The following is a 24,957-nucleotide window of genomic DNA, read 5'->3' as shown; positions in this document are numbered from 1 at the left end:
AATCGCGCCCCGATCACGCCTCGGTAAGCTGACGGCATGACAGGACAAGTGCGTACCGTCGACGGCCGCGTGGCCGGTCGGCGTGGGCAGGCGACCCGGCAGAAGCTGCTCGACTGCCTCAGTGAGATGCTCAGTTCCTCTCCGTACCGGGACGTCAAGGTCATCGATGTCGCCCGGAAGGCGGGGACGTCGCCCGCGACCTTCTACCAGTACTTTCCGGACGTCGAGGGTGCCGTCCTGGAGATCGCCGAGCAGATGGCCGCCGAGGGCGCCGGGTTGACGCGGCTGCTGGAGGGCCGCTCCTGGGCCGGCAAGGCGGGCTGGCAGACCGCGCAGGAACTCGTCGACGGATTCCTGGAGTTCTGGCGTCAGAACGAGGCGATCCTGCGCGTCGTCGACCTCGGTGCCGCCGAGGGCGACAAGCGCTTCTACAAGATCCGCATGAAGATCCTCAACTCGGTCAACAACTCCTTGGCGGACACCGTCGCCGAGTTGCAGTCCAAGGGCCGGGTCGACAAGGACGTGAACCCGGCGGCCGTCGCCGGTTCGATCGTCGCGATGCTCGCGGCCGTCGCCTCGCACCAGAAGGGCTTCTCCTCCTGGGGTGTGAAGCAGGCCGAACTCAAACCGAACCTCGCGCTGTTGGTGTACCTCGGCGTCACCGGGAGAAAGCCGACGAAGTAACCCGGCCGGCCCCACGCCGGTTCTTGTCCCGTCCCAAGTCCTGTCTGCCAGGCGGTGGTTCACCCGAGTGGACCGCCGCCTGTCGCGTTTCCCGGCCGGCCGTGCTACGCGGGCAGCGGCCGGTCCTTCACCACGTGCTTCATCACCAGCGTGGACGTCAGCCGCTGCACGCCCGGCAGGGTGGCGAGCCGCTCGTCGTACAGCCGCTGGTAGGCCGCGAGGTCGGCGGCGACGACCCGCAGCAGGTAGTCCGGCTCCCCGAACAGCCGCTGCGCCTCCAGCACCTCGGCCACCTCGCTCACCGCCTTCTCGAACTCGGCGACCGTCTCGCGGTCCTCCTGCCGCATGGAGACGAAGACCAGCGCCTCGAAGGTCAGCCCCACGGCGGACGGGTCCACGACCGCCCGGTAGCCGCTGATCGCCCCCGATCGCTCCAGCTCCCGCAGCCGCCGGTGGCACGGCGAGACGCTCAGCCGCACCCGCGCGGCCAGCTCGGTCACGGTCAGCCGCCCGTCCTGCTGGAGCTCGGCAAGGATTTTCCGGTCCATGTCGTCCATGGAGAAGATTCTGCCTCGCTGTTCGAGAAAGCGGGGCAAATTCAGGAACACCTTCGGGCGGAATCCGCCTAATGTCCCCAGCATGGACTCGGGATCCCTTCTCTCCTTCCTCGCTCTGGACCTGCTGCTGGTGTGCGTGCCGGGTGCCGACTGGGCGTACACGATCTCGACCGGGCTGCGCGGCCGGTCGGTGGTGCCGGCGGTGACGGGCCTGGTGGCCGGGTACGCCCTGCACACCGTGCTGGCGGCGGCCGGGCTGGCGGTGCTGGTGGCGGGCTCGCCCGCGCTGCTCACCGCGCTGACGGTGGCGGGGGCGGCGTACCTGGTGTGGCTGGGCTGGGGGGTGCTGCGCCGGCCGGGCACCCCGGGCGCGGCCGAGGAGGCCGTGGGGGCGGGCGGTGCCCGGGCCTTCCTGCGCGGGGCCACGATCAGCGGACTGAACCCCAAGGGCCTGCTGCTCTATTTCTCCGTCCTGCCGCAGTTCCTGACCACCGGGGGCGCCCGTCTGCCGGTGCCCGTGCAGACCGGCGTGCTGGGACTGCTCCACATGGGGTGCTGCGCGGCCGTCTACCTCACGGTCGGTGTCGCGGCACGGGCCGTCCTCGGCGCCCGCCCGGCCGCCGCCCGCGCGGTGGTGCGCACCTCGGGCGCGGCGATGCTCGGCATCGGAGCGTTCATGCTGGTGCAGCGGCTGGCGACGCTGTAGGGGACAGCCGGGACGGCACTGTGATCACCTGCGGACGAGCCGGAACAACCGGATCTCCCGCTCCACCCGCGCCTGGTACGCCGCGTACGGCGGCCAGAACCCCAGCACGGCCTGCCAGGCCACCGCACGCTCCTCACCCTGGAGCAGCCGGGCGGTGACCGGGATGTCCCGGCCCCTGAAGCTGATCACGGCGTCGGGGTGGGCGAGGAGGTTGTGGCTCCAGGCGGGGTGGCCGGGCCGGCCGAAGTTGGATCCGACGAGGAGCCAGCCGCGCCCGCCCTCCTCGGGCATGCACGCGAGCGGAGTACGGCGGGGCAGCCCGCTCCTGGCGCCGGTCGAGGTGAGCACCAGACCCGGCAGCATGCGTGCGCTGAGCAGGACCCTGCCGCGCGTCAGCCGGTGGACGGCGCGGTCCAGCGCGGGCACGACGTACGGGGCGGCCCGCGCGAAGCCCCGGGTCGACGAGACCCGCTGCACGAACCTCGCCCCCGTCCCCCTCACACGGCCTCCCCGCCCGCTCCGAACAGGTGCGCCGCGTCGGCGGCGTACGCCCGCAGCCGGTGCGCCGGCCCGAACAGCAGCTCGTCGCCCGCCGCCCGCTTGAGGTACAGGTGGGCGTCGTGCTCCCAGGTGAAGCCGATCCCGCCGTGCACCTGGATCGCCTCGGCCGCGGCGGTGCGCAGCGCCTCCAGCGCCTGGGCGAGGGCGAGGCCGCCCACCCGCTCCTCGGTGTGAGCGGTGGCCCAGGCCGCGTAGTACGCCGCCGAGCGGGCCGCCTGGAGTCGGACGTACACGTCGGCCAGCCGGTGCTGCACCGCCTGGAAGGAACCGATCGGCCGCCCGAACTGCTCCCGCTGACCGGCGTACTCGACGGTCCGCTCCAGTACCCGGTCGGCGGCGCCGACGGCCTCGGCGGCGAGGACGGCGGCGGCGGTGTCGCCGGTACGGGCCAGCGCGGGCAGGACGTCCGCGCCCTCCTCGCCCAGCAACTCAGCCTTCACGTCGCGCAGTTGCACACGGCCCTGCGGCCGGGTGGCGTCCAGCGCCGTCTGCCGTGTCCGGACCAGCCCGGCGGCCCCGCCGGGGACGAGGAACAGCAGGACGCGGGAGCGGGCGAAGCCCCCGGTGTGGGCGGCGACCAGGAGCAGTCCCGCCCCGTGCCCGTCGAGAACCTGGCCGGCCTGCCCGTACAGCCGCCAGCCGTCCTCCGTCCGCCGGGCCTGGACCCCACCGACGCGGCCGCCGCCCGCCCAGTCCCCGCCGTTGCCGCCGGTGAGCGCGAGGGCGGTGGTCAGGGCGGTGCCCGGCACGGCGAGGGCGGCGGTGAGGCGGCCGGAGGCGAGACGGGGCAGCAGGTCGGCGCGCTGGGCGGCGGTGCCCAGGGCCAGCAGGACGGGCGCCGTGAGGACGGCGGTCGCCAGCAGCGGCGAGGGGGCGAGCACCCGGCCGGTCTCCTCGCAGGCCAGGGCCAGTTCGGTCGCCGAGCAGCCGACACCGCCGTACGCCTGCGGGAGGGCGAGTCCGGGCAGGCCGAGCCGGTCGGCGAGGGCGGTCCACAGGGCGGGGTCGTGTCCGGCCGGGGTGTCGACGGCGGCCCGCAGTTCCTCGGAACCGCACCGCTTGTGCAGCAGCTCGCGCAGGGTGCGGCGGATCTCGTCCTGCTCGGCGGTGAAGCGGGCGTCCATGACGGCCTCCGGGAGGATCTCGCCGGACCTGACGGATCGTCATGTTAGGGCGACGGGGCGGGGAAGCCCAGGGGTAGGACACCTGCCGGACGTCCGGACACCTGCCGGCCCTCCCATATCTGATGTACCGTCAGATCCATGTCCAGGAACGTAGCCGTCGTCGGCGTGGCCCTCTCCGACTGCGGGCGCGTGGACGACGCGACACCGTACGCCCTGCACGCCCAGGCCGCCCGCCGGGCCGTGGCCGACGCGGGACTCCCCCGGGAGCTGGTCGACGGTTTCGCCTCGGCGGGCCTGGGCGCCCTGGCGCCGGTGGAGGTCGCCGAGTACCTGGGCCTGCGCCCCACATGGGTCGACTCCACCTCGGTCGGCGGCGCCACCTGGGAGGTCATGGCGGCCCACGCGGCCGACGCGATCGCGGCCGGGCACGCGCGCGCGGTGCTGCTCGTCTACGGCTCCACGGCCCGCGCGGACATCCGGGCGGGCCGCCGCACCGCGAACCTGTCCTTCGGCGCCCGGGGGCCCGCCCAGTTCGAGGTGCCGTACGGCCACACCCTGATCGCCAAGTACGCGATGGCGGCCCGCCGCCACATGATCGAGTACGGCACGACGATCGAGCAGCTGGCCCAGGTGGCGGTCCAGGCCCGGGCCAACGCGGCGCTGAACCCGGAGGCGATGTTCCGCGCCCCGATCACCGTGGACGACGTTCTGTCCGGCCCGATGATCGCCGACCCCTTCACCAAGCTGCACTGCTGCCTGCGCTCCGACGGCGGCGCGGCGGTGCTGCTGGCGTCCGGGGAGTACGTGCGGGACTGCCGTACGGCGCCGGTGTGGGTGCTCGGGACCGGGGAGCACGTCTCGCACGCGGCCCTGTCCGAGTGGCCGGACTTCACCACGTCTCCCGCGGCGGTGAGCGGACGGCTGGCCTTCGGACGGGCCGGGGTGCGGCCGGCGGAGATCGACTTCGCGGAGATCTACGACGCCTTCACCTACATGACCCTGGTGACGCTGGAGGACCTCGGGTTCTGCGGCAAGGGAGAGGGCGGGGCGTTCGTCGGGACGGGACGGCTGAGGGTGGAGGGCGGGGACCTGCCGGTCAACACGGACGGCGGCGGACTGTCGGCCCAGCATCCCGGGATGCGGGGCCTGTTCCTGCTCGTGGAGGCGGTACGGCAGCTCAGGGGGGAGGCGGGTGCCCGGCAGGTGCGGGGGCGGGACGGCGGGCCACCGCGCCTCGGGGTGGCTTCCGGCACCGGGGGCTGGTTCTGCTCCTCGGGAACGGTGGTACTGGGCCGGGAATGAGGGAACACCCGCCCGCCCGGCCGGTGTTGACATGGGCGCAAGGTCAGTGACGCCCGAACCGCCGGAGGAGACCGACATGGCGCTGAGCCGTGCAGAGCGCGAGAAGTTCCTGGCCGAACCGCACATCGCCGCGCTGGCGGTCGACGCGGGACCGGGCAGGGCCCCGCTGACCGTGCCGATCTGGTACCAGTACGAGCCCGGCGGCGACATCTGGATCATGACGGGGCTGGACTCCCGCAAGAACACGCTGATCAGCGAGGCCGGCCGCTTCTCGCTGATGGTCGACCGGCTGGAGCCCACCATCCGGTACGTGTCGGTGGAGGGGCCGGTGGTCGAGACGACCCCCGCCACGCTGGAGCAGCTCCGGGAGATCTCCGCGCGCTACCTCCCGGCCGACAAGGTCGACGCCTACGTCGACTTTTCCTGGAAGAACCACGGCGAGCAGGTGGTCCTCCGGATGCGCCCCGAGCGCTGGGTGTCCTCCGACCTCGGTTCGCTCTCCGACTACGCTCCGGAGGATGCCGGATCTTCCTGAGCTGCTGAGGTCCCTGCGGGTGTGGGACCCGGCCGTCACCGACCTGCCGCCCTTCGACCCGGGCGCGGCGCCCGCCGACCCGCTGTCGCTGTTCACCCAGTGGTTCGCGGAGGCGGTGACGGCCGGGCAGCCCGAGCCGCACACCGTCTCCCTGGCGACGGCGGACGAGGCGGGCCTGCCCGACGTACGGATCGTGATGCTGCACGGCGCCGACGCGGACGGCTGGTCCTTCGCGACCCACGCCGGCAGCCGCAAGGGCCGCCAGCTGGCCGCACGGCCGTACGCCGCGCTCGCCTTCTACTGGCCCGTGCTGGGCCGGCAGGTCCGGGTGCGGGGGCCGGTGAGGGTGGCCCCGCCCGAGGAGGCCCGGGCCGACCTGCACGCCCGCTCCACCGGCGCCCTGGCCGCCGCGCTGACCGGACGCCAGAGCGAGGTCCTGGACTCCCTGGAGGACCTGCGGCACGCCTCCGAGGCGGCCTGGGAACGGGCCCGCCGCGAGCCGGAGGCCGCCGTACCGTCCTGGACCCTGTACCGGCTGCGGCCACAGGAGGCCGAGTTCTTCCAGGGCGACGCGGCGCGACGGCATGTGCGGCTGCGGTACCGGCGGGACCAGGAAGGGTGGGCGAGGGAACTGCTGTGGCCGTGAGCGGCCTCGGTCCCGGGGGCCTCCGGTGAGATCGGCCCCTAGGTGAAGTCGTACACCGCGAAGTCCGCGACCGGACGGTAGCCGATCCGCTGGTACAGCGCGTTGCTGGTCGGGTTGGCCAGGTCCGTGAAGAGCAGGACCTCGCGCACCCCGGCCGCCAGCGCGGCCCGGCTGACCTCGGCGGTGGCGGCGCCCGCGTAGCCCCGGCCGCGCAGGCGGGGCGGGGTGTAGACGCCGGCGACACGGACCTGGCCGGCGACCTTGGGGGTGGTCCCGGCCATCGCGACGGGGGTGCCGTCGGGGGTCTCCCAGAAGGTGACGCCGCCGCGCTCGATGCGGGCGTCCGCCCACGCGGCGGCGTCCTGGACGGTGCCCGTGCCGACGGCCTCGCCGAACTCCTCGCACCAGCGCACCAGTCGCTCACGGTCCGCCGCGCCGGCGACCCGGGGCCGGCCGGGCGGCAGGGGCTGCGGCACGGTCGGCGTGCCGAGCCGGTAGAGCCGCTGGCGCTGCCGCAGCGTGACCGTGACGCCCGTGTGCCGCTGCCAGGCCTCGGCGAAGGCGGCGGCGGTGTCCTGCTCGGCGTTCACCCCCGGCAGGCGCTGCCCGACGGCGGCCAGCCGGGCGGCGAGGGCGTCGGCCTCCTCGCCGGTCAGGGCGGTGAGGTTCAGCCAGTGCGGCGGCGTGCGGAAGAGGGACGCCCGGACCGTACCGTCCCGCTCCAGGACACCGAACTCCGGTACGCCGTCTCCGTACACGTGCGGTCCGCGGGTGCGGAGCGTCTCCGTGACGGTCAGCGGGACGGTGTGCTCGGCCGGCCGGGAACGGAGGAACGCGCCCGCCCGCGACAGGAAGTCGTCGAGGTCGTGGGTGAGACACCAGTGGTCGGAGCCGTCGAGATCGCTGGCGTCACTGAAGCCGTCGGGGGTGATGGAGCCGCCGGAGTCACCGCAGTCGTGGGAGCGCATGCGTCCCATCATGGGGTCGTTCCCAGTGCCCGGTCAGCGGCGAGGACCGGACGAGGCCCATCCCGAGGGCTGATCGGTGATGGCGGGTGGTGAGCGTCACGCCGGCGGTCGTCAGGCACCTCGGGGACCCTACGCGCCCGCCGGTTCCGGGTCCGTCGCCAGTCGTGCGTGCAGGTGGGCGTCCCGGAACGCGTCGTGCCGGTCCGCCTCGAAGACCGCCGCGCGCAGGGTGCCCTCGTAACGGAACCCGCAACGCTCCGCGACCCGGCACGAGACGGCGTGGCCGACGGCGTGGTCCAGCTCCAGCCGGTGCACCGCGAGTTCCTCGAACGCCCAGCGCGCGGCGAGCAGCAGGGCCCGCGTGGCGACGCCCCGGCCGCGCGCCTCCGGCAGCACCCAGTAGCCGACGCGCGCGATCCTCAGAACGGGCTTGATCTCGTTGACGCCGATGTGGCCCAGCGTCGTACCGCTCTTTGCGTCCGTGATCCGGAACGACACCGACGTGCCCTCCGCGGCGGCCCGCGCCCGGGCGCGCAGCGACTCCCGGGCGTCCGCGAGGTCCGTGACCGTCCGGACCGGGGTGTTCCAGCGGCGGAACTCCGGGTCCTGGTTGCCGCGCAGCCACGCGGCGACGTCCGCGTCGGACGCGGGGTCCCAGGGACGCAGGCGGAGGCCGTGGCCGCACGGGTCGGGGAGGGGACGGTTCCGGGAACGGTTTCGTGTGGGGGCCATTGAGTCATTCAAACCCATCGGTCTCCCCGGGCCACGGCGTCATGCGTGCCCGCGGACCCGGAACACGGGCACCCCCTCCCGGAACACCACCTCCAGCTCCGTTCCGGCCCGCAGTCCCCCTTCCAGCTCCGTCACGGTCACCGGTCCGCCCTCCACCTCTGTCCCGGCTGCCGGTTGCCCCACCGGCTCCGTCCCGGGCGGCAGTTCCGCTTCGCCCGCCGTCACGATCTCCGTCATCATCCGCGGCCCTTCGACCAGGTCGACGACGGCGGCGACATACGGCGTGCGGTGGGTGAACGGCGGCAGGTCGTTGCGGTGGACGACGGACCAGGTGTAGAGCGTGGCCCGGCCGCTCGCGCGCTCCCAGGTGACGTCCTCGCTCCAGCAGTGCGGGCAGAACTCGCGCGGGTAGTGGTGGGCGTGACCGCACGCGCCGCAGCGACGGATCAGCAACCGGCCCTCGGCCGCCGCGTCCCAATACGTACGGGTGAAGGGGTCCACCTCCGGGAGGTCGTGGCGCCCGGCCATCAGAGGATTCCCAGCGCGTCGTCCAGCGACCACGTCTGCCACGACATCCCGAACAGCGCGACCACCGAGATCAGCGCCATCATCGCGTTCTGCCCCTGCTCGGCCACGTCGTGGATCATGAGGATGAGGTAGAAGAGGTTCAGGAGCAGTCCGCCCGCCAGGGCGACCGGGGTGAGGAACCCGGTGATCAGGCCCAGCCCCAGGGCGAGTTCGGCGTAGACGACGACGTACGCCATCGTGCGCGGACGTGGCGCCACGAGCCGGTCGAAGCCGGAACGGACCGCGCCCCAGCGGTGCTGGGCGGCCACCTCGGCCGCCCAGAGAATGCCGGTGCCGCGCTCGAACCAGGCCTTGCGGTCCTTGTGCCGCCAGCTCTCCAGCCACCACAGCCCGAGCCCGACGCGCAACACGGCCAGCCATTCGGCACCGGTGAGCCAGATCGTGTCCATGGGCGCCCCCCACTCATTACCTGACGGCACGTCAGTTCAGCGGAGCCGGGCCGGTTTCGCAAGAGACCGGCGGCGGCGCCGTCAGCGGCGGTGTCGGCATCGGCGGCGACCGCGGGCGGACCGCACGGGCGACGGTGAAGCCGTGTCCCGACGGTGCAGCCGTGCGTCGGCCATGAACTGCCACGAGATCGCCGACATCCGCGCCCAGCCCCACCTTGCCGTCCCAGCCGGCGCCCGCGCCCCTCACCGACCCCCCACAACAAGGCCCCCGCCCCCACGACCCCCACCCCCTCCTCCCACAGCCGTGATCAATCCGCAACCGATTCCGGTCTTGACCGATACCCATCAAGCAGGTGCATGGCTACGCTCGCGCTCATGCCCGACTCCACAGACTCCGTACCACCGGCAGCGCCGCATCCCGCCGACCGCCCCGTCTACGTCATCGGCGGCGGCCCCGGCGGCCTGTCCGTCGCCTACGCGCTGCGCGCCCAGGGCGTACGGGCGGTCGTCCTGGAGAAGTCCGACCACGTCGGAGCGTCCTGGCGGCGTCACTACGACCGGCTGCACCTGCACACCACCCGGCGCCTGTCGAGCCTGCCCGGGCTGCCGATCCCGCGGCGGTTCGGCCGCTGGGTCTCGCGGGACAACGTGGTCCGGTACCTGGAGAAGTACGCCGAGCACCACCGGCTGGAGATCGTCACCGGCGTCGAGGTCTCCCGCGTCGACCGGGCGCCCGACGGCACCGGCTGGCTGCTGCACGCCACCGGCGGCCGTGAGCTGACCGGCGCCGCGGTCGTCGTCGCCACCGGCTACAACCACACCCCGCGCGTCCCGGACTGGCCCGGACGCGACACCTACACCGGTGAGTTCCTGCACGCCTCGTCCTATCGCAACGCCGAGCCGTTCGCCGGCCGGGACGTCCTCGTCGTGGGGGTCGGCAACACCGGCGCCGAGATCGCCGTCGACCTCGTGGAGGGCGGCGCCTCCCGGGTGCGGTTGGCGGTGCGCACCGTCCCGCACATCGTGCGCCGCTCGACCGCGGGCTGGGCCGCCCAGTACTCGGGCGTGCTCGTACGGCGCCTGCCCGTGCGGCTCGTGGACGGGCTCGCCCGGCCGCTGGCCAGACTCAGCACGCCGGACCTGTCGGCCCACGGCCTGCCCCGCCCCGACACCGGCCTGCTCAGCCGGGTCGCCGAAGGCGCGGTCCCCGTGCAGGACGTCGGCCTGATCGACGCCGTGCGCAAGGGCAGGGTCGAGATAGTCGCGGCCGTGGAGAGCTTCGAGGACGGGAAGGTCGCCCTCGCCGACGGCAGCCGCGTCGAACCGGACGCCGTCATCGCGGCCACCGGGTACGTCCGCGGCCTGGAGGGTCTCGTAGGCCACCTCGGCGTACTCGACGCGCGCGGCAAGCCAGTCGTACAGGGAGCCCGCACCCCACCGGACGCGCCCGGCCTGTACTTCACCGGCTTCACCAACCCCATCAGCGGCATGCTCCGCGAACTGGCGATCGACGCCCGGAAGATCGCGAAGGCACTGGCCAAGGACGGCGCGGCCACGCTGTCCCGACTGCCGGTCTGAGGCACCCCGGCAACCACGCCCGCTCCTCGACTCGACCGCCCCCGACTCGGGCACGCTACTGACCTGGGCTCACGCCCCGGCTTGACCCGTTGCCCGACTCGGCCGGCTCCCTCGGCACGAGCGCGCTCCTGGCCTCGCCCCGCACCCCGGCTCAGGCACGCCACTGACCTCGCCCCGCACCCATGCTCGCCCCGCACCCCGGCTCGGCCGGCTCTCCTCGGCGCGGGGCGCGCCTCTTCCGTCCGGCCTGCTTCCCAGCCTCGCCCGGCCCGCCTCACCCCCTGTCCGGCTTCCCCCGCCGCCCGCCTCCGCCCGCTCCTCGACTTTCCTTTCCTGCCCGCACAGCCATTCCTGACGGTCTGTCAGTTCTGTAATCTGACGGAGCATCAGCTATTCGCTGTTTCGAGCTGTCTCACAGGAGCGGGCGGAGCGATGCTTGGATCGACTCACGGCACCCTGACCACCGACTCCCGACGGGCCCGGGCCATCGCCTGTGGCGAGCGGCCCGGGCCCGCCGTGCACGGCAGGCCGGCCGAGGTGGGCGACCTCGATGTCAGCGGGCGCCCGCTGCACGCCGAGGTTCCCGACCTGGACCGCTTCTTCCGCCCCGAGTCCGTCGCCGTGATCGGCGCCTCGGACGCCGAGGGACGGCCGAACACCGACATCACCCGGAAGCTGCTCGACTGGGCCGGGCGGGTCGGCGCGCGGCTGCACCCCGTGCATCCGAGCCGCCCGACCGTCTTCGGCATCCCCTGCTTTCCTTCCGTCGCCGACCTGCCCGAGCAGGTCGATGTGGCGGTCGTGCTGGTCGGTGACCCCCTTCCGGTGGTCGAGGAACTCGCCGAGGCCAAGGCGAGGTTCGCGGTCGTCTTCGCCTCCGGGTTCGCGGAGACCGGCCCGCAGGGCGCCGCCGCCCAGGCCCGACTGGCCGCCGTCGCCGCACGGTCCGGGATGCGGCTGCTGGGCCCGAACACCAACCTCAACGCCTTCGAGCGGTTCCGGGACGACCTCGACGGGCCCGCGATCGCGCTCATCACCCAGTCCGGGCACCAGGGACGGCCCGTCTTCGCCCTCCAGGAGCTCGGCATCCGGCTCTCGCACTGGGCGCCGACCGGCAACGAGGCCGACCTGGAGACCGCCGACTTCCTCTCCTACTTCGCCGAACGACCCGAGGTGGGCGCCATCGCCGCCTATGTCGAGGGGCTGAAGGACGGACGCTCCTTCCTGCTGGCCGCCGACCGGGCCGCCCGGCGCGGGGTGCCGGTCGTCGCGGTGAAGGTGGGCCGCACCGACACCGGCGCCCGCACCGCCGCCTCACACACCGGCAAGCTGACCGGCGCGGACGCGGTGGTGGACGCGGCGATGCGGCAGTTCGGCGTGGTCCGTGTCGACGGCCTCGACGAACTCCAGGACACCGCGGCCCTGTTGGCGCGGGCCCGGCCGCCGCGCACCGACGGGGTCGTGGTCTATGCGATCTCGGGTGGCACGGGCGCACACGTCGCCGACCTGGCGGCCGGGGCCGGGTTGAAACTGCCGGTGCTGTCCGAGGCCAGGCAGGCGGAGCTGCACCAGTGGATACCCGAGTACCTGTCCGTGGCCAACCCGGTCGACAACGGGGGCCATCCGGTCGGGGACCGGCGCGGCCGGAGGATCATCGACGCGATCCTCGCCGACCCCGAGGTGGGCGTACTCGTCTGCCCGGTCACCGGCCCCTTCCCGCCGCTGAGCGACCGGCTCGTCAGGGACCTGGTGGACGCGGCCGAGCGGACCGACAAGCTGGTGTGCGTGGTGTGGGGGTCGCCGGTCGGGACCGAACCCGCCTACCGGGAGGTGCTGCTCGGCTCCTCGCGCGTGGCCACCTTCCGCACCGTCGGTAACTGCCTCACGGCCGTCCGCGCCTACCTCGACCACCACCGGTTCGTCAGCGGCTACCGCTCCCCCTTCGACGAGGCGCCGCGCACCCCCTCGCCGTCCTTCCGCAAGGCCCGGGCACTCATGCACCCGGGCCGGCAGCTCAGCGAGCACGCGGCCAAGCAGCTGCTGCGGGCGTACGGGATCCGGGTGCCGCGCGAACAGCTGGTGACCAGCGCGGCGGCGGCCGTGCGGGCGGCGGGGCAGGTGGGTTACCCGGTGGTGATGAAGGCCTCGGGCGCCAGGATCGCCCACAAGACCGAGCTGGGCCTGGTGAGGATCGGCCTGACCTCGGCCAGCCAGGTCCGGGACACCTACCGGGAGCTGACCGACATCGCCCGCTACGAGGACATCGCACTGGACGGCGTCCTGGTCTGCCAGATGGTCGAGCAGGGCGTCGAGATGGTCGTCGGCGTCTCCCACGACGACCTCTTCGGGCCGACCGTCACCGTCGGGCTCGGCGGGGTGCTCGTCGAAGTACTGCGCGACACGGCCGTGCGCGTACCGCCCTTCGGGGAGGAGCAGGCGCGGGGCATGCTCGCCGAGCTGCGCGGGCGGGCCCTCCTCGACGGGGTCCGGGGGCGTCCCCCGGCGGACCTCGACGCGCTCGTCGAGGTCGTCCTGCGGGTGCAGCGCATGGCGCTGGAGCTCGGGGACGAGCTCGCGGAACTCGACATCAATCCACTGATGGTGCTGCCCAGGGGACAGGGCGCCGTGGCGCTGGACGTGCTGGCGGTGTGCCGCTGAGATGAACATGCCTGATTCCCCCCGTGTGCCCGGAAATTCCGCTGAATCATGGGTACAGCACGCCACTGACAACCAGGTCTGCCGCATCACGCTCAACCGGCCCGAATCCCTCAACGCCCTCACCCCTGACCAGCGTGAACGCCTCATCCGACTGCTGTCCGAGGCGTCCGCCGACCCGGACGTGCGAGCCGTCGTGCTCACGGGGACGGGCCGGGGTTTCTGCGCCGGCGCGGACCTGCGGGGCTCAGCCTCGGCCGACCGGCGGGTCCCCGGCGACGTGGCCCGCACCCTCCGCCTCGGCGCCCAGCGCCTCATCGCGGCCGTCCTGGACTGCGAGAAGCCGGTGATCGCCGCCGTGAACGGCACGGCGGCCGGCCTCGGCGCCCATCTCGCGCTCGCCTGCGACCTCGTCCTCGCGGCGGAGTCGGCCCGGTTCATCGAGGTGTTCGTCCGGCGCGGGCTCGTGCCGGACGGCGGCGGCGCGTACCTGCTGCCGCGGCTGGTGGGGCCGCAGCGGGCGAAGGAGCTGATGTTCTTCGGCGACGCGCTCGGCGCGGCGGAGGCGGAGCGCCTGGGACTGGTCAACCGGGTCGTGCCTGACGCCGAGTTGGACAGCACGGCCCGCGAGTGGGCCGACCGCCTCGCCATCGGCCCGACCCGCGCCCTCGTGCTGACCAAGCAGCTCGTCAACGCCTCCCTCGACACCGACCGCGCCACCGCCTTCGCCGCCGAGGCCGCCGCACAGGAGATCAACATGACGACGCAGGACGCCCAGGAGGGCCTGGCGGGCTTCACGGCCCGCACAACCCCCGCGTACCGGGGCTGCTGACCTTCCCGTCTGACGCTCCGTCAGTTTTAATGGGTGCGTGATGGGACAAGCAGGAATGGCCGAAGCCGCCGTCCGCTACCTCAGGTCGGCCCGGACCCCGGTCCCGGAACCCTTCCCCGCGCTGCCGCGCCCCGACCTGCGGTGCGTCGGCGAGAACGAGCGGGCGCCCGTGGACCAGCGGGAGTTCCGGCGCGTCCTGGGGCACTTCGCGAGCGGCGTGACCGTTGTCACCGCACCGGCCGGGCGGGACGAGGACTCCCCCGCCGGCTTCGCCTGCCAGTCCTTCTCCTCCCTCTCCCTCGACCCGCCGCTCGTCGCCTTCATGGTGGGCCGTACGTCGACGACGTGGCCGCGCATCGCCCGCGCCGGGGTGTTCTGCGTGAACGTCCTGGGCGCCCACCAGTCCGCGCTGTGCCGCGCCTTCGCGGTGAGCGGCACGGACAAGTTCGCGGGCGTCGCCCACGACGCCGCCCCGGTGACCGGCTCCCCCCGCCTGACCGGCGCCCTCGCCTGGATCGACTGCACCATCCACGCCGTCCACACCGGCGGCGACCACCTGATCGTGGTGGGCAGGGTGGCGGCCCTCGGCACGGGCGAGGCCGCCGGCACCGGCGATCCGCTGGTCTTCCATCAGGGGCGGTTCGCCCGCCTCGCGCCCCTGCCCGCGGAGGGACCGGCGCAGTAGGTTCGGCGAAGGGGACCTCAGCCGGCGACAGGCGCGCCGGCCGCCGCCGGCCGGCGCCGGATCACCAGGGCCATCAGCGCCGCCGCCGCGCACAGCGCTCCGGAGGCGTACCAGACCACGTCGTACGAGCCGAAGGTGTCGCGGGCGACGCCGCCGAGGAAGGCGACGACCGCGGCGCCGACCTGGTGGGAGGCGAGGACCCAGCCGAAGACGATGGCGCTGTCCTCGCCGTACTGCTCCCGGCACAGGGCCAGGGTGGGCGGCACGGTGGCGACCCAGTCGAGGCCGTAGAAGACGATGAAGAAGAGCATCGGCGGGTGGACGCTCGGCGCCAGCAGGATCGGCAGGAAGAGCAGGGAGACGCCGCGCAGGGCGTAGTAGACCGCGAGCAGGCGGCGCGGTTCGAAGCGGTCGGTGAACCAGCCGGAGGCGATCGTGCCGACCACGTCGAACACGCCGATGACGGCGAGCAGGGAGGCGGCGGTCGTGACCGGCATGTGGTGGTCGTGGGCGGCGGGCACGAAGTGCGTCTGGATCAGGCCGTTGGTGGAGGCTCCGCAGATCGCGAAGGTGCCGGCCAGCAGCCAGAACGGGCCGGTGCGCACGGCCGAGAAGAGCACCGTCAGCGCCCGGCGCGCGGCGCCCGGCACCGGCACCGGCTTGGGGACGAACTCCTTCGCCCCGTAGGGCTTCTGGCCGATGTCGGCCGGATGGTCGTGCAGCAGGAGCCAGACGAACGGCACGACCGCGAGGGCGGCCAGGGCCACCGTGACGGCGGCCGGGCGCCAGTCGTACGACTCCACCATCCAGGACAGCACGGGCAGGAAGATCAGCTGTCCGGAGGCCGAGGCGGCGGTGAGGATGCCGCTGACCAGGCCGCGCCGCTCGGTGAACCAGCGGTTCGTCACCGTCGCGGCGAACGCCAGCGCCATGGAGCCGGAGCCGAGGCCGACCAGCAGACCCCAGCAGAGCATGAGCTGCCAGGCCGAGGTCATCCACACCGTGGTGCCCGAGCCGATCGCGATCACCGTCAGGGCCACCGCGACGACCCGGCGGATGCCGAAGCGGTCCATCAGCGCCGCGGCGAAGGGAGCCGTCAGCCCGTACAGCGCCAGGTTGACGGAGACGGCGGCGCCGATCGTGCCGCGCGACCAGCCGAAATCCTGGTTCAGCGGGTCGATGAGCAGTCCGGGCAGGGAACGGAACGCGGCGGCGCCGATGATGGTCACGAAGGTGACGGCGGCGACGAACCACGCTCTGTGGATGCGCGTCGGCCGGAAGGACCGGGTTTCCTCTACGGGCGTCGCGGCTTCGGTTGTCTGGGTCACGTCCTCAAGCTTCCGGTCCGCGATCACTCCCATCGAGTGGCCCGGAGGACAGCATTCGTTAGGATCGGGCCATGGATCCGGTCGCTGACTTCCGCCCGCACCGCGTCGTCGTCCTGGCCCTCGACGGGCTGCTCCCGTTCGAACTCGGCATCCCGCACCGGATCTTCGGGCGCCCCAAGGACGCCCGGGGGCGGCACCTGTACGAGGTCGTCACCTGCTCGGTCCGGCCACCGGGGCCGGTCGAGACGGACGCGGACTTCGCCATCCACGTCGCCAGCGGCCCGGAGGCCCTGGCCACCGCCGACACCGTCATCGTGCCGGCGTCGTACGAGCTCGGCCCGGTGCACGAGGAGGGCGTGCTGACCGACGAGCTGGCCGACGCGCTCGCGCACATCCGGCCCGGGACCCGGCTGGCCTCCATCTGCACCGGTGTCTACGTACTGGCCGCCGCCGGTTACCTCGACGGCCGCCCGGCCACCACCCACTGGGCCGACGCCGAACGCCTCCAGCGAATGTTCCCGCGGGTCAAGGTCGACCCGGACGTGCTGTTCATCGACGACGGCGATGTGCTGACCTCCGCCGGTGTGGCGGCCGGCATCGACCTGTGCCTGCACATCGTGCGCCGCGACCACGGCGCCGCCGTCGCCAACGACGTGGCCCGGCGCACGGTCGTACCGCCGCACCGCGACGGCGGGCAGGCGCAGTACATCCAGCGGCCGGTGCCCGACCCGCAGCAGGCGTCCACGACCACCGCCCGCGCCTGGGCGCTGGGGCGCCTGCACAAGCCGATCCAGCTGCGGGACATGGCCGCGCAGGAGTCCATGTCCGTACGGACCTTCACGCGCCGCTTCCGCGAGGAGGTCGGTGTCAGCCCGGGGCAGTGGCTCACACAGCAGCGGGTGGAACGGGCCCGGCACCTGCTGGAGTCCACCGACCTGTCCGTCGACCGGGTGGCCCGCGACGCCGGCTTCGGCACGGCCCAGTCGATGCGTCAGCACCTACAGGCGGCGCTCGGCGTCACCCCCACCGCGTATCGGCGGACCTTCCGGGCCAGGAGCAACGGCCTTAGGCGCGTCGGCGAAGCGGCCGACGGGCCGGTCGCCGCGCGCGGTTGAGCCGGCCGGGCGGACCTCTCCCCACCAGCCGGCCGCCGTCAGCACCAGGGCCAGGCCCACGCCGGCCAGGACCGCCGTCGAAGGGGCCGTGACCTTCAGCAGCAGACCGGCCAGGGAGCCGGTGGCGGCGTAACCCGCGCTGGCGGCCGCGTACATGACCGAGTAGCCCGCGGCCACGGCCTCCGGCGGCACCGCCTCGCGCAGCGACAGGTTCCGGGTGACGAGCACACAGGCCTGGAGCATGCCCCCGACCACCAGGGCGGCGGCGATACCGGCCGTGGTGGGTGACAAGGCGGCGACGACCACGCAGGCCGACATCCCGCACATCAGCACCGCGCTGCGCGTGCCGAGCCGCCCCGGCCAGGCACGCAGCCCGTACAGGAACGCCCCGAGTCCCGATCCCACCGCCAGTCCGGCCAGCAGCGGTCCGGCCCAGCCGACCTCGATGCCGCGCTGCTCCAGCAGCGCGGGCAGGACGAGTTCGGCCAGGCCGAGCAGGGTGATGCTGGCTGCGCCGGTGACGAACACCGGCCAGGCGCCGACCAGGGCACGTGCCCGTGACGGGCCTGCCGGGCTCTTCCCGTCCGCGCCGCCCGACGCCCAGCCGGCCGGCAGGAACCACAGGCCCGCCACCGACACGGCCATCAGGACGGCCCCCAGAAGCAGCGGGACACGCGGGGCGACGCCCAGGGCGAGTCCGGTGACCGCCGCCGGGGAGACGGCCCAGACACCGGACATCAGCAGCGACTCGGTGGACAGCGCCTGCTGCACGGCCCGTTCGGGGACCAGGGTGGTGAGCAGGGTGCGCAGCCCGCCGGCGACCCCCGCGGGCGCGCCACCGGCCAGGAGCGCGAACGCGGCGAGCAGCGCGGCGTGCGCGTCAGGCCACAGCCCGAGGCCCGCGAAGCCGGCCGATCCGGCCGCCAGTCCCGCGGCCAGCTGGGGCCGGGCCCGGTCCGGCCGCAGCCGCATCCCGAGCAGCGGCGCTCCCACGATCTCCCCGACCACGTAGGCCGCCGCGAGGATCGCGCCCAGCGAGTAGCCGCCCGGGCGTTCGCGCACCAGGAAGACCAGCGCCAGCGGCGCCATGGCCACCGGCAGCCGGGAGGCGACGGCCGTCAGGGACCAGGCCAGGACCTGCGGGGAGACGACATCGCGGTAGGTCATGCGACGACGGTAGGGGCCGCCGCCGACAACGCCCCAGCCGATTTCCGGGCCTGTGGAAAACGGCTCGGCGCCCCAACGGCCCACACCGCCGCGCCCGTGGAGAACCTGCCGGGCCGTGACCCGGGACAGCCCTGCGTCAGAACGTGAGGACCGCCCGCGCCACCCGTCCCGCCTCGGCGTCCGCGGCCGCCTTCGCGAAGTCCTCCACCGGGTAGGTCCCGGTCACCAGCTCGTCGAGCAGCAGCCGGCCCCGCCGGTACAGCTCCGCGTACAGCGCGATGTCCCGCTGCGGCCGGGAGGAGCCGTAACGGCAGCCGAGGACGGACTTGTCGAGGTACAGGGAGGAGACCCGGAAGGACGCCTCGGCGGTCGCGGGAGGCACGCCCAGCAGCACGGCCTGGCCGTGCCGGTCCAGCAGGTCGATCGCCGCCCTGACCAGCTCCACGCGCCCCACGCACTCGAAGACGTGGTCCGCGCCCGTCGGCAGCACATCCCGCACCTGCTCCGACGAGGTCAGGAAGTGCGTCGCGCCGAACCGCCGCGCCACCGCCTCCTTGGCCGGGTCGGCGTCGACGGCGACGATCTCCGACGCACCCGCCAGCCGGGCGCCTTGGAGCACGTTGAGGCCGATCCCGCCGGTGCCGATCACCACCACGCGGTCCCCGTGGCCGACCCGCGCCCGGTTCAGCACCGCCCCCACCCCGGTCAGCACCCCGCACCCGATCAGCGCGGCGGACGGCATCGGCACGTCCTTCGGGATCGGCACGGCCTGCACGCCCCGCACCACGGTCCGCCGGGCGAACACCGAACTGGACGCGAACTGGTACACCGCCCGCCCGCCCCGCGTGAACGGCTGCCCGGGCCGCCCGATCGCCCTCCGGCACATCGTCGGCCGCCCCCGGTCGCAGTCCGCGCACGTACCGCAGTTGGCGAGCGTGGACAGCGCCACGTGGTCTCCGGGCCCGACATGGGTGACGCCCGCGCCCACCGCCTCCACCACCCCGGCGCCCTCGTGCCCGAGCACCACGGGAACCGGGAAGGGGATGGTCCCGTCCACCACGGACAGGTCGCTGTGGCACAGCCCGGCCGCCGAGACCGCGACGAGCACCTCACCGGGACCCGGGTCCCGTACGTCCAGGTCGTCCACGACCCGGACCCGCTTCCCGTCGAAGACGACGCCTGTCATCGGCCGACTCATCACACGGCTCCCTTGGGCTCCCTGGGCAGGCCGAGCACCCGCTCGGCGATGATCGTGCTCTGGATCTGGTCCGAGCCGCCGTAGATCGTGTCGGCCCGGGAGAACAGGAACAGGTGCTGGTGCGCGTCGAGTTCGTACGGCGCGGACGGCGACCAGTCGGCCGGGCCCGCGCTCGCCGCCGCGCCCCGCACCAGCATCGCCAGCTCCCCGAGCCGCTGGTGCCAGCCCGCCCACAGCAGCTTGGCCACGCTGGGAGCGCCCGGGTCGCCCGAACCCCCCAGCGTCCGCAGGGCGTTCCAGCGCATGGCGCGCAGCTCGGCCCACTGCCGTACGAGCCGGTCGCGTACGACGGGGTCACCGGCAGCGCCGGTCCGCACGGCGGTCCGTACGACGTCGGCCAGCTCCTGTGCGAAGCCGATCTGCTGGGCGAGCGTGGACACGCCCCGTTCGAAGCCGAGGAGGCTCATCGCGACGCGCCACCCGTCTCCCTCGCCGCCGACGACGTGCTCCCCGCGCGCGCGTGCCCCGTCGAAGCAGACCTCGTTGAAGTCGCTCGTGCCGGTCGCCTGGCGGATCGGGCGGACCTCGATCCGGCCGGGCTGGTCCATGGGCACGAGGAGGAAGCTCAGGCCCCGGTGGCGGCGGGAGCCGGGCTCGGTGCGGGCCAGGACGAAGCACCAGTCGGCCTCGTGGGCGAGCGAGGTCCAGATCTTCCGGCCCGTGACGCGGTAGGTGCCGTCCGGGTCGCGCACGGCCGTGGTGCGGATGCCGGCCAGGTCGGAGCCGGCGTCGGGTTCGCTGTAGCCCTGGCACCACAGTTCCTCACCGGCGGCGACCGGCGGGAGGAAGCGGGCCTTCTGTTCGCCGGTGCCGTGGGCGATCAGGGTGGGGGCCAGGAGGTTCTCGCCGATGTGGCCGGAGCGTGGGGGCGCGGGCGAGCGGGCGTACTCCTCGGCCCAGGCGACCTGCTGGGTGAGGGTGGCGGTGCGGTTGCCGTACCCGGACTCGGACCAGCCGAGGCCTATCCAGCCGGCCTGTCCGAGGCTGCGTTCCCAGGTGCGGCGGTCGGGCACGTCCCGGGCGTGGGCGGCGAGCCAGGCGCGTGCCTCCGCCCGGAACGCCTCGTCCTCCTCGGTGAACCCGAAGTCCACGGGTGCCCCCCTACTTTCCCTGCTCGCCCTGCTTGGCCTGCTTGGCCTGTCGCGCGGCCCTGGCCATCTCCGTCACCTGCTCCAGCAGCGGCATCGGGTCCACCCCCACCGTCCCCGGCAGGAAGTCGGCGATCCTCTCCGGTGTCCAGGAGCCCTCGGCGTAGGCGGCGCGCAGTTCCCTCGGCTGGGCCCACACGGCGATCTTCGGTCCGGCGACGGTGTACACCTGCCCGGTGATCCGCGCCTGCCGGGCCCGGTCGGACAGCAGGTAGACCACCAGGGCGGCGACGTCCTCCGGTTCGCCGATCTCCGCAGGCTCCACGGGCACGTTCGCGGACATCCGCGTCCGGGCGACCGGTGCCACCGCGTTCGCCGTCACGCCGTACTTGTGCAGGCCCAGCGCGGCGCTGCGCACCAGCGAGACGATCCCGCCCTTGGCGGCGCTGTAGTTGGCCTGGGACACCGAGCCCTGGTGGTTGCCGCTGGTGAAGCCGATCAGTGTGCCGGTGCGCTGTTCGCGCATGACCGCGCAGGCCGCGCGGAAGACGGTGAAGGTGCCTTTGAGGTGGGTGGCGACCACCGGGTCCCACTCCTCCTCGGTCATGTTGAACAGCATCCGCTCGCGCAGGATCCCGGCCACGCAGACCGCGCCGTCGAGCCGCCCGTAGCAGGCCAGGGCCGTGTCGACGACCCGCTGCCCGCCCGCCATGGTGGAGATGTCGTCGGCCACCGCGACGGCCCGGCCGCCCGCCGCCTCGATCTCTTTGACCACGGCGTCGGCGACCTCGCTGGCCGGTCCGGCGCCGTCGACGGCGACCCCGTGGTCGTTGACGACGACCCGCGCGCCCTCGGCCGCCGCCGCGAGGGCGACCGCCCGGCCGATGCCCCGCCCGGCGCCCGTGACGGCGACGACCTTGCCTGCCAGGAAGTTCCCCACGCCCGGCCCCTTCCCGTTCCCCGGTATCTGACGGACCGTTAGTTTTGCTTCGCTCTGATTCTACGACCCGTCAGATACTCCGCGACAAGCCCCGGGGAGGACCCATGTCGCCGCCGACGCTCCGTCCCGAGTTCCACGAGATCGCCGAGCGCGTGAACAACTGGGGCCGTTGGGGCGCCGACGACGAGATCGGCACGCTGAACCTGATCACCGACGAGGTCGTCCGGGAGGCCGCCGCGACGGTCCGCACCGGACGCCGTATCCCTCTCGCCCTGCCCCTGCGGCAGGACGGCGTGCAGACCGGGATGATCCCGGGGCGGATCAATCCCCTGCACGTCATGGTGCAGATCAACCAGGAGGTCTTCGGGCCGGGCACGGTCGCGTGCAGCGACGACGCCGTGACGATGGGGCTGCAGGCAGCCACCCACTGGGACGCGCTGCCGCACGTCTCGCACTCCGGCAGGCTCTACAACGGCCGCCCGGCCGGCACCGTCACCGCGCACGGCGGCGCCGGGTTCAGCGGCATCGACAAGGTACGGCACCTCGTCTCGCGCGGGGTGCTCCTGGACGTCGCCCGCGTGCGGGGCGTCGACCGGCTCGACGGCTCGTGCGCCGTCGGCCCCGAGGACCTGGACGCCGCCGAGGAACTGGCCGGCACCCGCGTGCGTGCCGGTGACATCGTGCTCGTACGGACCGGGCAGATGAGGGTACTGCTGGCCGGGGACCGGCACGCGTACGCCTACCCGTCGCCGGGGCTGTCGATCCGGACGCCGGAGTGGTTCCACGCGCGCGATGTCGCCGCCGTCGCGAACGACACCCTGACGTTCGAGATCTTCCCGCCCGAAGTGGAGGATCTGTGGCTGCCGGTGCACGCCCTGGACCTGGTGGAGATGGGGATGCCGCAGGGGCAGAACTGGAATCTCGAAAAGTTGTCCACAGCCTGTGGAGAAGCGGGCCGCTACACGTTCCTGCTGGCGGCGACACCCGAACCGTTCACCGGAGCGACAGGGGCTCCGGTTGCGCCCGTGGCCGTCCTCTAGGCGGTCGCGCCCGGCCTGCGGGGATCATCGGCTGGCGGCGCGGCTTCCCCATTCCCGACCACGCCCGGCCGTGAGGCCCCCACCTCACCCGCCCGAACGCGCCAGTACGCGCCGCCACCCGACTCCGGCGTTTCCTCCCCCGCTCTCGACTTCGCTCGAGCGGAGGGGACCCCCATCGGTTCCCCGTGGCCCGACGGAACCGACGCCGCATCACGACTCACACTCGCCGAGGGCCTCCCGTCGTCGACGCCCTCGCCGTCCCCTCGCGGCGAATCGTTGCCCCCAAGGGTGATCAGACCATCACGGGGCGTCAACACCCGTAGGGCGATTCATCACTTAAGCCCTCTTTGCTCCGACCGCGCACGGAAGCACATCCCGGCGCACCGCCGCACGGGCCCGCACACACGCCCCGGCCCCGTGCCTCCCCGTGCACCGGTCCCGTCGCCGCCACCGCATCGCCGGACACGGCGCACCGCCGCACGCGAGGCATTGCCTGGCAAAGCACATCACCGGACGCGACGCACTGCCGGAGAGCGCATGACCAGACAGGACACATGACCAGACACGGCGCATCGCCAGACACGGCGCATCGCCAGGCGCGGACCTACACCGCCTCGTACGCCAGCCCCTCGCAGGCCGTACCGCCGCCGAACGCCACCGCGCCGGCCGGGCATCCCGTTGCGGTCCCGTGGGACTGGGCGTACCGGTCCAGTTCGCACCAGATGCGCTTGCCTGCGCCCTCGGCGCTCCAGCCCCAGCGGTCGGCGAGGCCGTCGACGAGGGCGAGACCGCGCCCGCCGGTAGCGTCGCCGTCCACGCAGCGCGGCACCGGCGCCCGGTCGCTGCGGTCGGCGACCTCCAGGCGGACGGTGGCCCCCTCGGCCGCCGCGCCCGGAAGGGACAGTCTCAGCACGGCGGGGCAGCCGGTGTGCACCACGGCGTTGGTGACGAGTTCGGAGACGAGCAGGATCAGCGTCTCGGCGAGCGGTTCGTCGGCCTGTATCCCGGACCCGGCCAGCCGCGAGCGGGCCCACCGCCGGGCTCGCCCCACCTCTGCGGGGTCGGGCCGGATCTCCAGCTGCACTTGAAGCACCTGCACCGCTCACACCATCCGAACCGGCGGACACTTAGGCTCGCGCCTCACGAGGGCCACGATCGTAGCCATTTTCTGCATGGCCAGAACAACGGCCGGGACGGGGATCACGGACCGTGAATCCCTTGTGGGACAGCATGGTTGACGTACAGTCACCCCAACAAGCGCTTCGGGCATATTCCAGCGCGAAGGAGTACCCGTGCGGCATACTGTGCGACGCTCGCCGCGGCGAGTCGAACAGGCAGCGGCGCAAGCCCTTGCCGCCCTGCGAACAGCGGCGCGCACCGGCGGAACCGGGGCCGCCCCTGGGGCAACTCCGGCGCGGCGCGCGCTCAGAACCACTCGCATCTCACACAAGGTACCGGAGCGGACGTCCGGCGACAGGCCGTGACGAGACTCCCGTAGGACACGACCCGGTATCAACGCTCCGTGATTCCGCTGTGCCACGATCCGCGACATGGGCGCGGCCGGTTCCGGTGATGCAGCAGCCCAGACTGCCCCTCAGGCCGTTCCGTTCAGCAGTTCGGACGCCAGCAGCTCCTCACTGTCCGTGACATCGCCCGCACGCCGGGTCCGTACCCAGGCCCGCTTGAGGTGCAGGTGGACATCGGAGTCCCAGGTGAAGCCCATGCCGCCGTGCACCTGGAGGCAGTCGCGGGTGCCGCGTACGGCGGCCTCGTCGGCGAGCAGGCGGGCCGCGGCGATGTCGGCCGGGTCGGCGGTGACGGCGGCCGCGTACACCGCGGCGCGGGCCGTCTCGACGCGCACCAGCATCCCCGCGCACAGATGGGCCACCGCCTGGAATGTCCCGATCGGCCGGCCGAACTGCTGGCGCGCCCGGGCGTGTTGCGCGGCCAGCTCGCACGCGCGTGTGGCCGTGCCGAGCTGCTCGGCGGCGGTCAGCAGGACGGCCACCGGGTCCCCGGCCGCCGCCGCGCCGGGCACCCGGTGCAGGGGCGTCAACGGGTCCACCGAGCGCAGCGGCACGGCACCTTCGGTGTCCCCCCGGACCACGTCGGCCTCCGTCAGCCACTCCACCAGGCCGCCCTGGACGGCCGTCACGACGGTCCGTCCGGTGGCCGCGCCCGGCACCGCGCCGGCCGCCAGGTGCGTGGCCACCAGCGGCCCGGGCAGCAGCGCCCGCCCCGCCTCCTCGAACGCCAGCACGGTCTCCGGCAGTCCGAGCCCCACCCCGCCGTCCGCCTCCGGCAGCCGCAGCGCGAAGAACCCGGCGTCTGCCAACTCGCGCCACAGCGCCCGGTCGAGTCCGCCCTCCCCGTCGACGGCGGCCCGCAGCGCCTCGTGTCCGAAGCGCCGCGCCAGCAGCTGCCGTACGCCGTCCCGCAAGGCCCGCTGATCGTCGGTGAGTCGGAACCGCACGGCGTC

25 protein-coding genes are annotated in these 24,957 nt (G+C 73.6%); 11 read left to right on the top strand and 14 right to left on the bottom strand.

Annotated features, from left to right (window positions below):
- The first annotated feature begins 48 nt into the window (after positions 1-48).
- Entirely contained in the window at positions 49-684 is a 636-nt protein-coding gene (locus ACFPZJ_RS21630; RefSeq protein WP_381024649.1) for a TetR family transcriptional regulator, read from the top strand.
- A 104-nt stretch (positions 685-788) separates the two neighbouring features.
- Here the strand turns inward: ACFPZJ_RS21630 and ACFPZJ_RS21625 are convergent, their stop codons facing one another.
- Positions 789-1,241, bottom strand: coding sequence for an Lrp/AsnC family transcriptional regulator (locus ACFPZJ_RS21625; RefSeq protein ID WP_381024082.1), 453 nt, complete (start codon positions 1,239-1,241; stop codon positions 789-791).
- A gap of 82 nt (positions 1,242-1,323) precedes the next feature.
- On the opposite strand from ACFPZJ_RS21625, the gene ACFPZJ_RS21620 reads away from it, so the two are divergent.
- Positions 1,324-1,947 carry a LysE family translocator gene (locus ACFPZJ_RS21620; RefSeq protein WP_381024079.1) on the top strand — a complete coding sequence of 208 codons (624 nt, stop codon included), beginning with the start codon at positions 1,324-1,326 and terminating at the stop codon, positions 1,945-1,947.
- Between the two features lie 24 nt (positions 1,948-1,971).
- On the opposite strand, the gene ACFPZJ_RS21615 is transcribed toward ACFPZJ_RS21620, so the two are convergent.
- Positions 1,972-2,448, bottom strand: a complete 477-nt coding sequence (locus ACFPZJ_RS21615; protein ID WP_381024077.1) for a nitroreductase family deazaflavin-dependent oxidoreductase — start codon at positions 2,446-2,448, stop codon at positions 1,972-1,974.
- The gene (locus tag ACFPZJ_RS21610) at positions 2,445-3,632 is read right to left on the bottom strand and encodes an acyl-CoA dehydrogenase family protein (RefSeq protein ID WP_381024074.1); all 1,188 of its coding nucleotides are present in this window, start codon (positions 3,630-3,632) and stop codon (positions 2,445-2,447) included. Before ACFPZJ_RS21610 ends, ACFPZJ_RS21615 begins: the two co-directional genes overlap by 4 nt.
- A 138-nt stretch (positions 3,633-3,770) precedes the next feature.
- Here ACFPZJ_RS21610 and ACFPZJ_RS21605 point away from each other — a divergent pair, with 138 nt between their 5' ends.
- The 3 genes from ACFPZJ_RS21605 (at position 3,771) to ACFPZJ_RS21595 (ending at position 6,115) form a co-directional block, all read left to right on the top strand.
- Positions 3,771-4,934: a thiolase C-terminal domain-containing protein gene (locus tag ACFPZJ_RS21605; RefSeq protein WP_381024071.1), complete on the top strand. Its 1,164-nt coding sequence runs from the start codon at positions 3,771-3,773 to the stop codon at positions 4,932-4,934.
- 76 nt (positions 4,935-5,010) lie between these two features.
- Positions 5,011-5,469 carry a pyridoxamine 5'-phosphate oxidase family protein gene (locus tag ACFPZJ_RS21600; protein ID WP_381024068.1) on the top strand — a complete coding sequence of 153 codons (459 nt, stop codon included), beginning with the start codon at positions 5,011-5,013 and terminating at the stop codon, positions 5,467-5,469.
- Positions 5,453-6,115 carry a pyridoxine/pyridoxamine 5'-phosphate oxidase gene (locus ACFPZJ_RS21595; RefSeq protein WP_381024065.1) on the top strand — a complete coding sequence of 221 codons (663 nt, stop codon included), beginning with the start codon at positions 5,453-5,455 and terminating at the stop codon, positions 6,113-6,115. Before ACFPZJ_RS21600 ends, ACFPZJ_RS21595 begins: the two co-directional genes overlap by 17 nt.
- 38 nt (positions 6,116-6,153) lie before the next feature.
- Here ACFPZJ_RS21595 and ACFPZJ_RS21590 read toward each other — a convergent pair whose 3' ends face one another.
- The 4 genes from ACFPZJ_RS21590 to ACFPZJ_RS21575 all read right to left on the bottom strand — a co-directional run bounded on the left by ACFPZJ_RS21590 (position 6,154) and on the right by ACFPZJ_RS21575 (position 8,792).
- On the bottom strand, positions 6,154-7,083 hold the full coding sequence (locus tag ACFPZJ_RS21590; protein WP_381024063.1) for a GNAT family N-acetyltransferase: 930 nt from the start codon (positions 7,081-7,083) through the stop codon (positions 6,154-6,156).
- A gap of 129 nt (positions 7,084-7,212) precedes the next feature.
- Positions 7,213-7,815: a GNAT family N-acetyltransferase gene (locus ACFPZJ_RS21585; RefSeq protein WP_381024060.1), complete on the bottom strand. Its 603-nt coding sequence runs from the start codon at positions 7,813-7,815 to the stop codon at positions 7,213-7,215.
- 39 nt (positions 7,816-7,854) lie between these two features.
- On the bottom strand, positions 7,855-8,343 hold the full coding sequence (locus tag ACFPZJ_RS21580; RefSeq protein ID WP_381024057.1) for a Zn-ribbon domain-containing OB-fold protein: 489 nt from the start codon (positions 8,341-8,343) through the stop codon (positions 7,855-7,857).
- On the bottom strand, positions 8,343-8,792 hold the full coding sequence (locus tag ACFPZJ_RS21575; RefSeq protein WP_381024055.1) for a DoxX family protein: 450 nt from the start codon (positions 8,790-8,792) through the stop codon (positions 8,343-8,345). Before ACFPZJ_RS21575 ends, ACFPZJ_RS21580 begins: the two co-directional genes overlap by 1 nt.
- Before the next feature lie 375 nt (positions 8,793-9,167).
- Between ACFPZJ_RS21575 and ACFPZJ_RS21570 the strand changes: the two genes are divergently transcribed.
- From ACFPZJ_RS21570 to ACFPZJ_RS21555, 4 genes are all read left to right on the top strand, one after another.
- Positions 9,168-10,370 (top strand): flavin-containing monooxygenase, encoded by a 1,203-nt coding sequence (locus ACFPZJ_RS21570; protein ID WP_381024053.1) that lies wholly within the window; start codon positions 9,168-9,170, stop codon positions 10,368-10,370.
- Positions 10,371-10,802: 432 nt separating this feature from the next.
- Positions 10,803-13,028, top strand: coding sequence for an acetate--CoA ligase family protein (locus tag ACFPZJ_RS21565; protein WP_381024050.1), 2,226 nt, complete (start codon positions 10,803-10,805; stop codon positions 13,026-13,028).
- A 7-nt stretch (positions 13,029-13,035) separates the two neighbouring features.
- Positions 13,036-13,857, top strand: a complete 822-nt coding sequence (locus ACFPZJ_RS21560) for an enoyl-CoA hydratase/isomerase family protein (RefSeq protein ID WP_381024047.1) — start codon at positions 13,036-13,038, stop codon at positions 13,855-13,857.
- A gap of 40 nt (positions 13,858-13,897) precedes the next feature.
- Complete coding sequence (locus ACFPZJ_RS21555) at positions 13,898-14,542, top strand: flavin reductase family protein (RefSeq protein WP_381024044.1); 645 nt, start codon at positions 13,898-13,900, stop codon at positions 14,540-14,542.
- A gap of 17 nt (positions 14,543-14,559) precedes the next feature.
- Here ACFPZJ_RS21555 and ACFPZJ_RS21550 read toward each other — a convergent pair whose 3' ends face one another.
- Positions 14,560-15,870: an MFS transporter gene (locus tag ACFPZJ_RS21550; RefSeq protein ID WP_381024041.1), complete on the bottom strand. Its 1,311-nt coding sequence runs from the start codon at positions 15,868-15,870 to the stop codon at positions 14,560-14,562.
- A gap of 71 nt (positions 15,871-15,941) precedes the next feature.
- On the opposite strand from ACFPZJ_RS21550, the gene ACFPZJ_RS21545 reads away from it, so the two are divergent.
- The gene (locus tag ACFPZJ_RS21545) at positions 15,942-16,985 is read left to right on the top strand and encodes a GlxA family transcriptional regulator (RefSeq protein ID WP_381024039.1); all 1,044 of its coding nucleotides are present in this window, start codon (positions 15,942-15,944) and stop codon (positions 16,983-16,985) included.
- Here ACFPZJ_RS21545 and ACFPZJ_RS21540 read toward each other — a convergent pair.
- The 4 genes from ACFPZJ_RS21540 to ACFPZJ_RS21525 all read right to left on the bottom strand — a co-directional run bounded on the left by ACFPZJ_RS21540 (position 16,869) and on the right by ACFPZJ_RS21525 (position 21,438).
- Positions 16,869-18,152 carry an MFS transporter gene (locus ACFPZJ_RS21540; protein ID WP_381024036.1) on the bottom strand — a complete coding sequence of 428 codons (1,284 nt, stop codon included), beginning with the start codon at positions 18,150-18,152 and terminating at the stop codon, positions 16,869-16,871. The two genes, ACFPZJ_RS21545 and ACFPZJ_RS21540, sit on opposite strands and share 117 nt — an antisense overlap.
- Positions 18,153-18,288: 136 nt before the next feature.
- On the bottom strand, positions 18,289-19,338 hold the full coding sequence (locus ACFPZJ_RS21535; RefSeq protein WP_381024033.1) for an alcohol dehydrogenase catalytic domain-containing protein: 1,050 nt from the start codon (positions 19,336-19,338) through the stop codon (positions 18,289-18,291).
- Between the two features lie 11 nt (positions 19,339-19,349).
- Positions 19,350-20,501: an acyl-CoA dehydrogenase family protein gene (locus tag ACFPZJ_RS21530; protein WP_381024030.1), complete on the bottom strand. Its 1,152-nt coding sequence runs from the start codon at positions 20,499-20,501 to the stop codon at positions 19,350-19,352.
- A 10-nt stretch (positions 20,502-20,511) separates the two neighbouring features.
- Positions 20,512-21,438: an SDR family NAD(P)-dependent oxidoreductase gene (locus ACFPZJ_RS21525; RefSeq protein WP_381024027.1), complete on the bottom strand. Its 927-nt coding sequence runs from the start codon at positions 21,436-21,438 to the stop codon at positions 20,512-20,514.
- A gap of 104 nt (positions 21,439-21,542) precedes the next feature.
- Between ACFPZJ_RS21525 and ACFPZJ_RS21520 the strand changes: the two genes are divergently transcribed.
- A complete protein-coding gene (locus tag ACFPZJ_RS21520; protein ID WP_381024024.1) occupies positions 21,543-22,478 on the top strand; it encodes a cyclase family protein in 936 nt (311 codons plus the stop codon).
- A 604-nt stretch (positions 22,479-23,082) separates the two neighbouring features.
- On the opposite strand, the gene ACFPZJ_RS21515 is transcribed toward ACFPZJ_RS21520, so the two are convergent.
- Both ACFPZJ_RS21515 and ACFPZJ_RS21510 read right to left on the bottom strand, forming a co-directional pair.
- Positions 23,083-23,562, bottom strand: a complete 480-nt coding sequence (locus ACFPZJ_RS21515; RefSeq protein WP_381024646.1) for an ATP-binding protein — start codon at positions 23,560-23,562, stop codon at positions 23,083-23,085.
- A gap of 510 nt (positions 23,563-24,072) precedes the next feature.
- Positions 24,073-24,951: an acyl-CoA dehydrogenase family protein gene (locus ACFPZJ_RS21510; RefSeq protein WP_381024643.1), complete on the bottom strand. Its 879-nt coding sequence runs from the start codon at positions 24,949-24,951 to the stop codon at positions 24,073-24,075.
- Positions 24,952-24,957: the final 6 nt, after the last annotated feature.

The sequence above is a fragment of the Streptomyces bullii genome (assembly GCF_042657145.1).
Lineage (GTDB): Bacteria > Actinomycetota > Actinomycetes > Streptomycetales > Streptomycetaceae > Streptomyces > Streptomyces bullii.
Note: the sequence above shows the minus strand (reverse complement) of the source record. Positions and strands in the feature narration are given on the sequence as shown.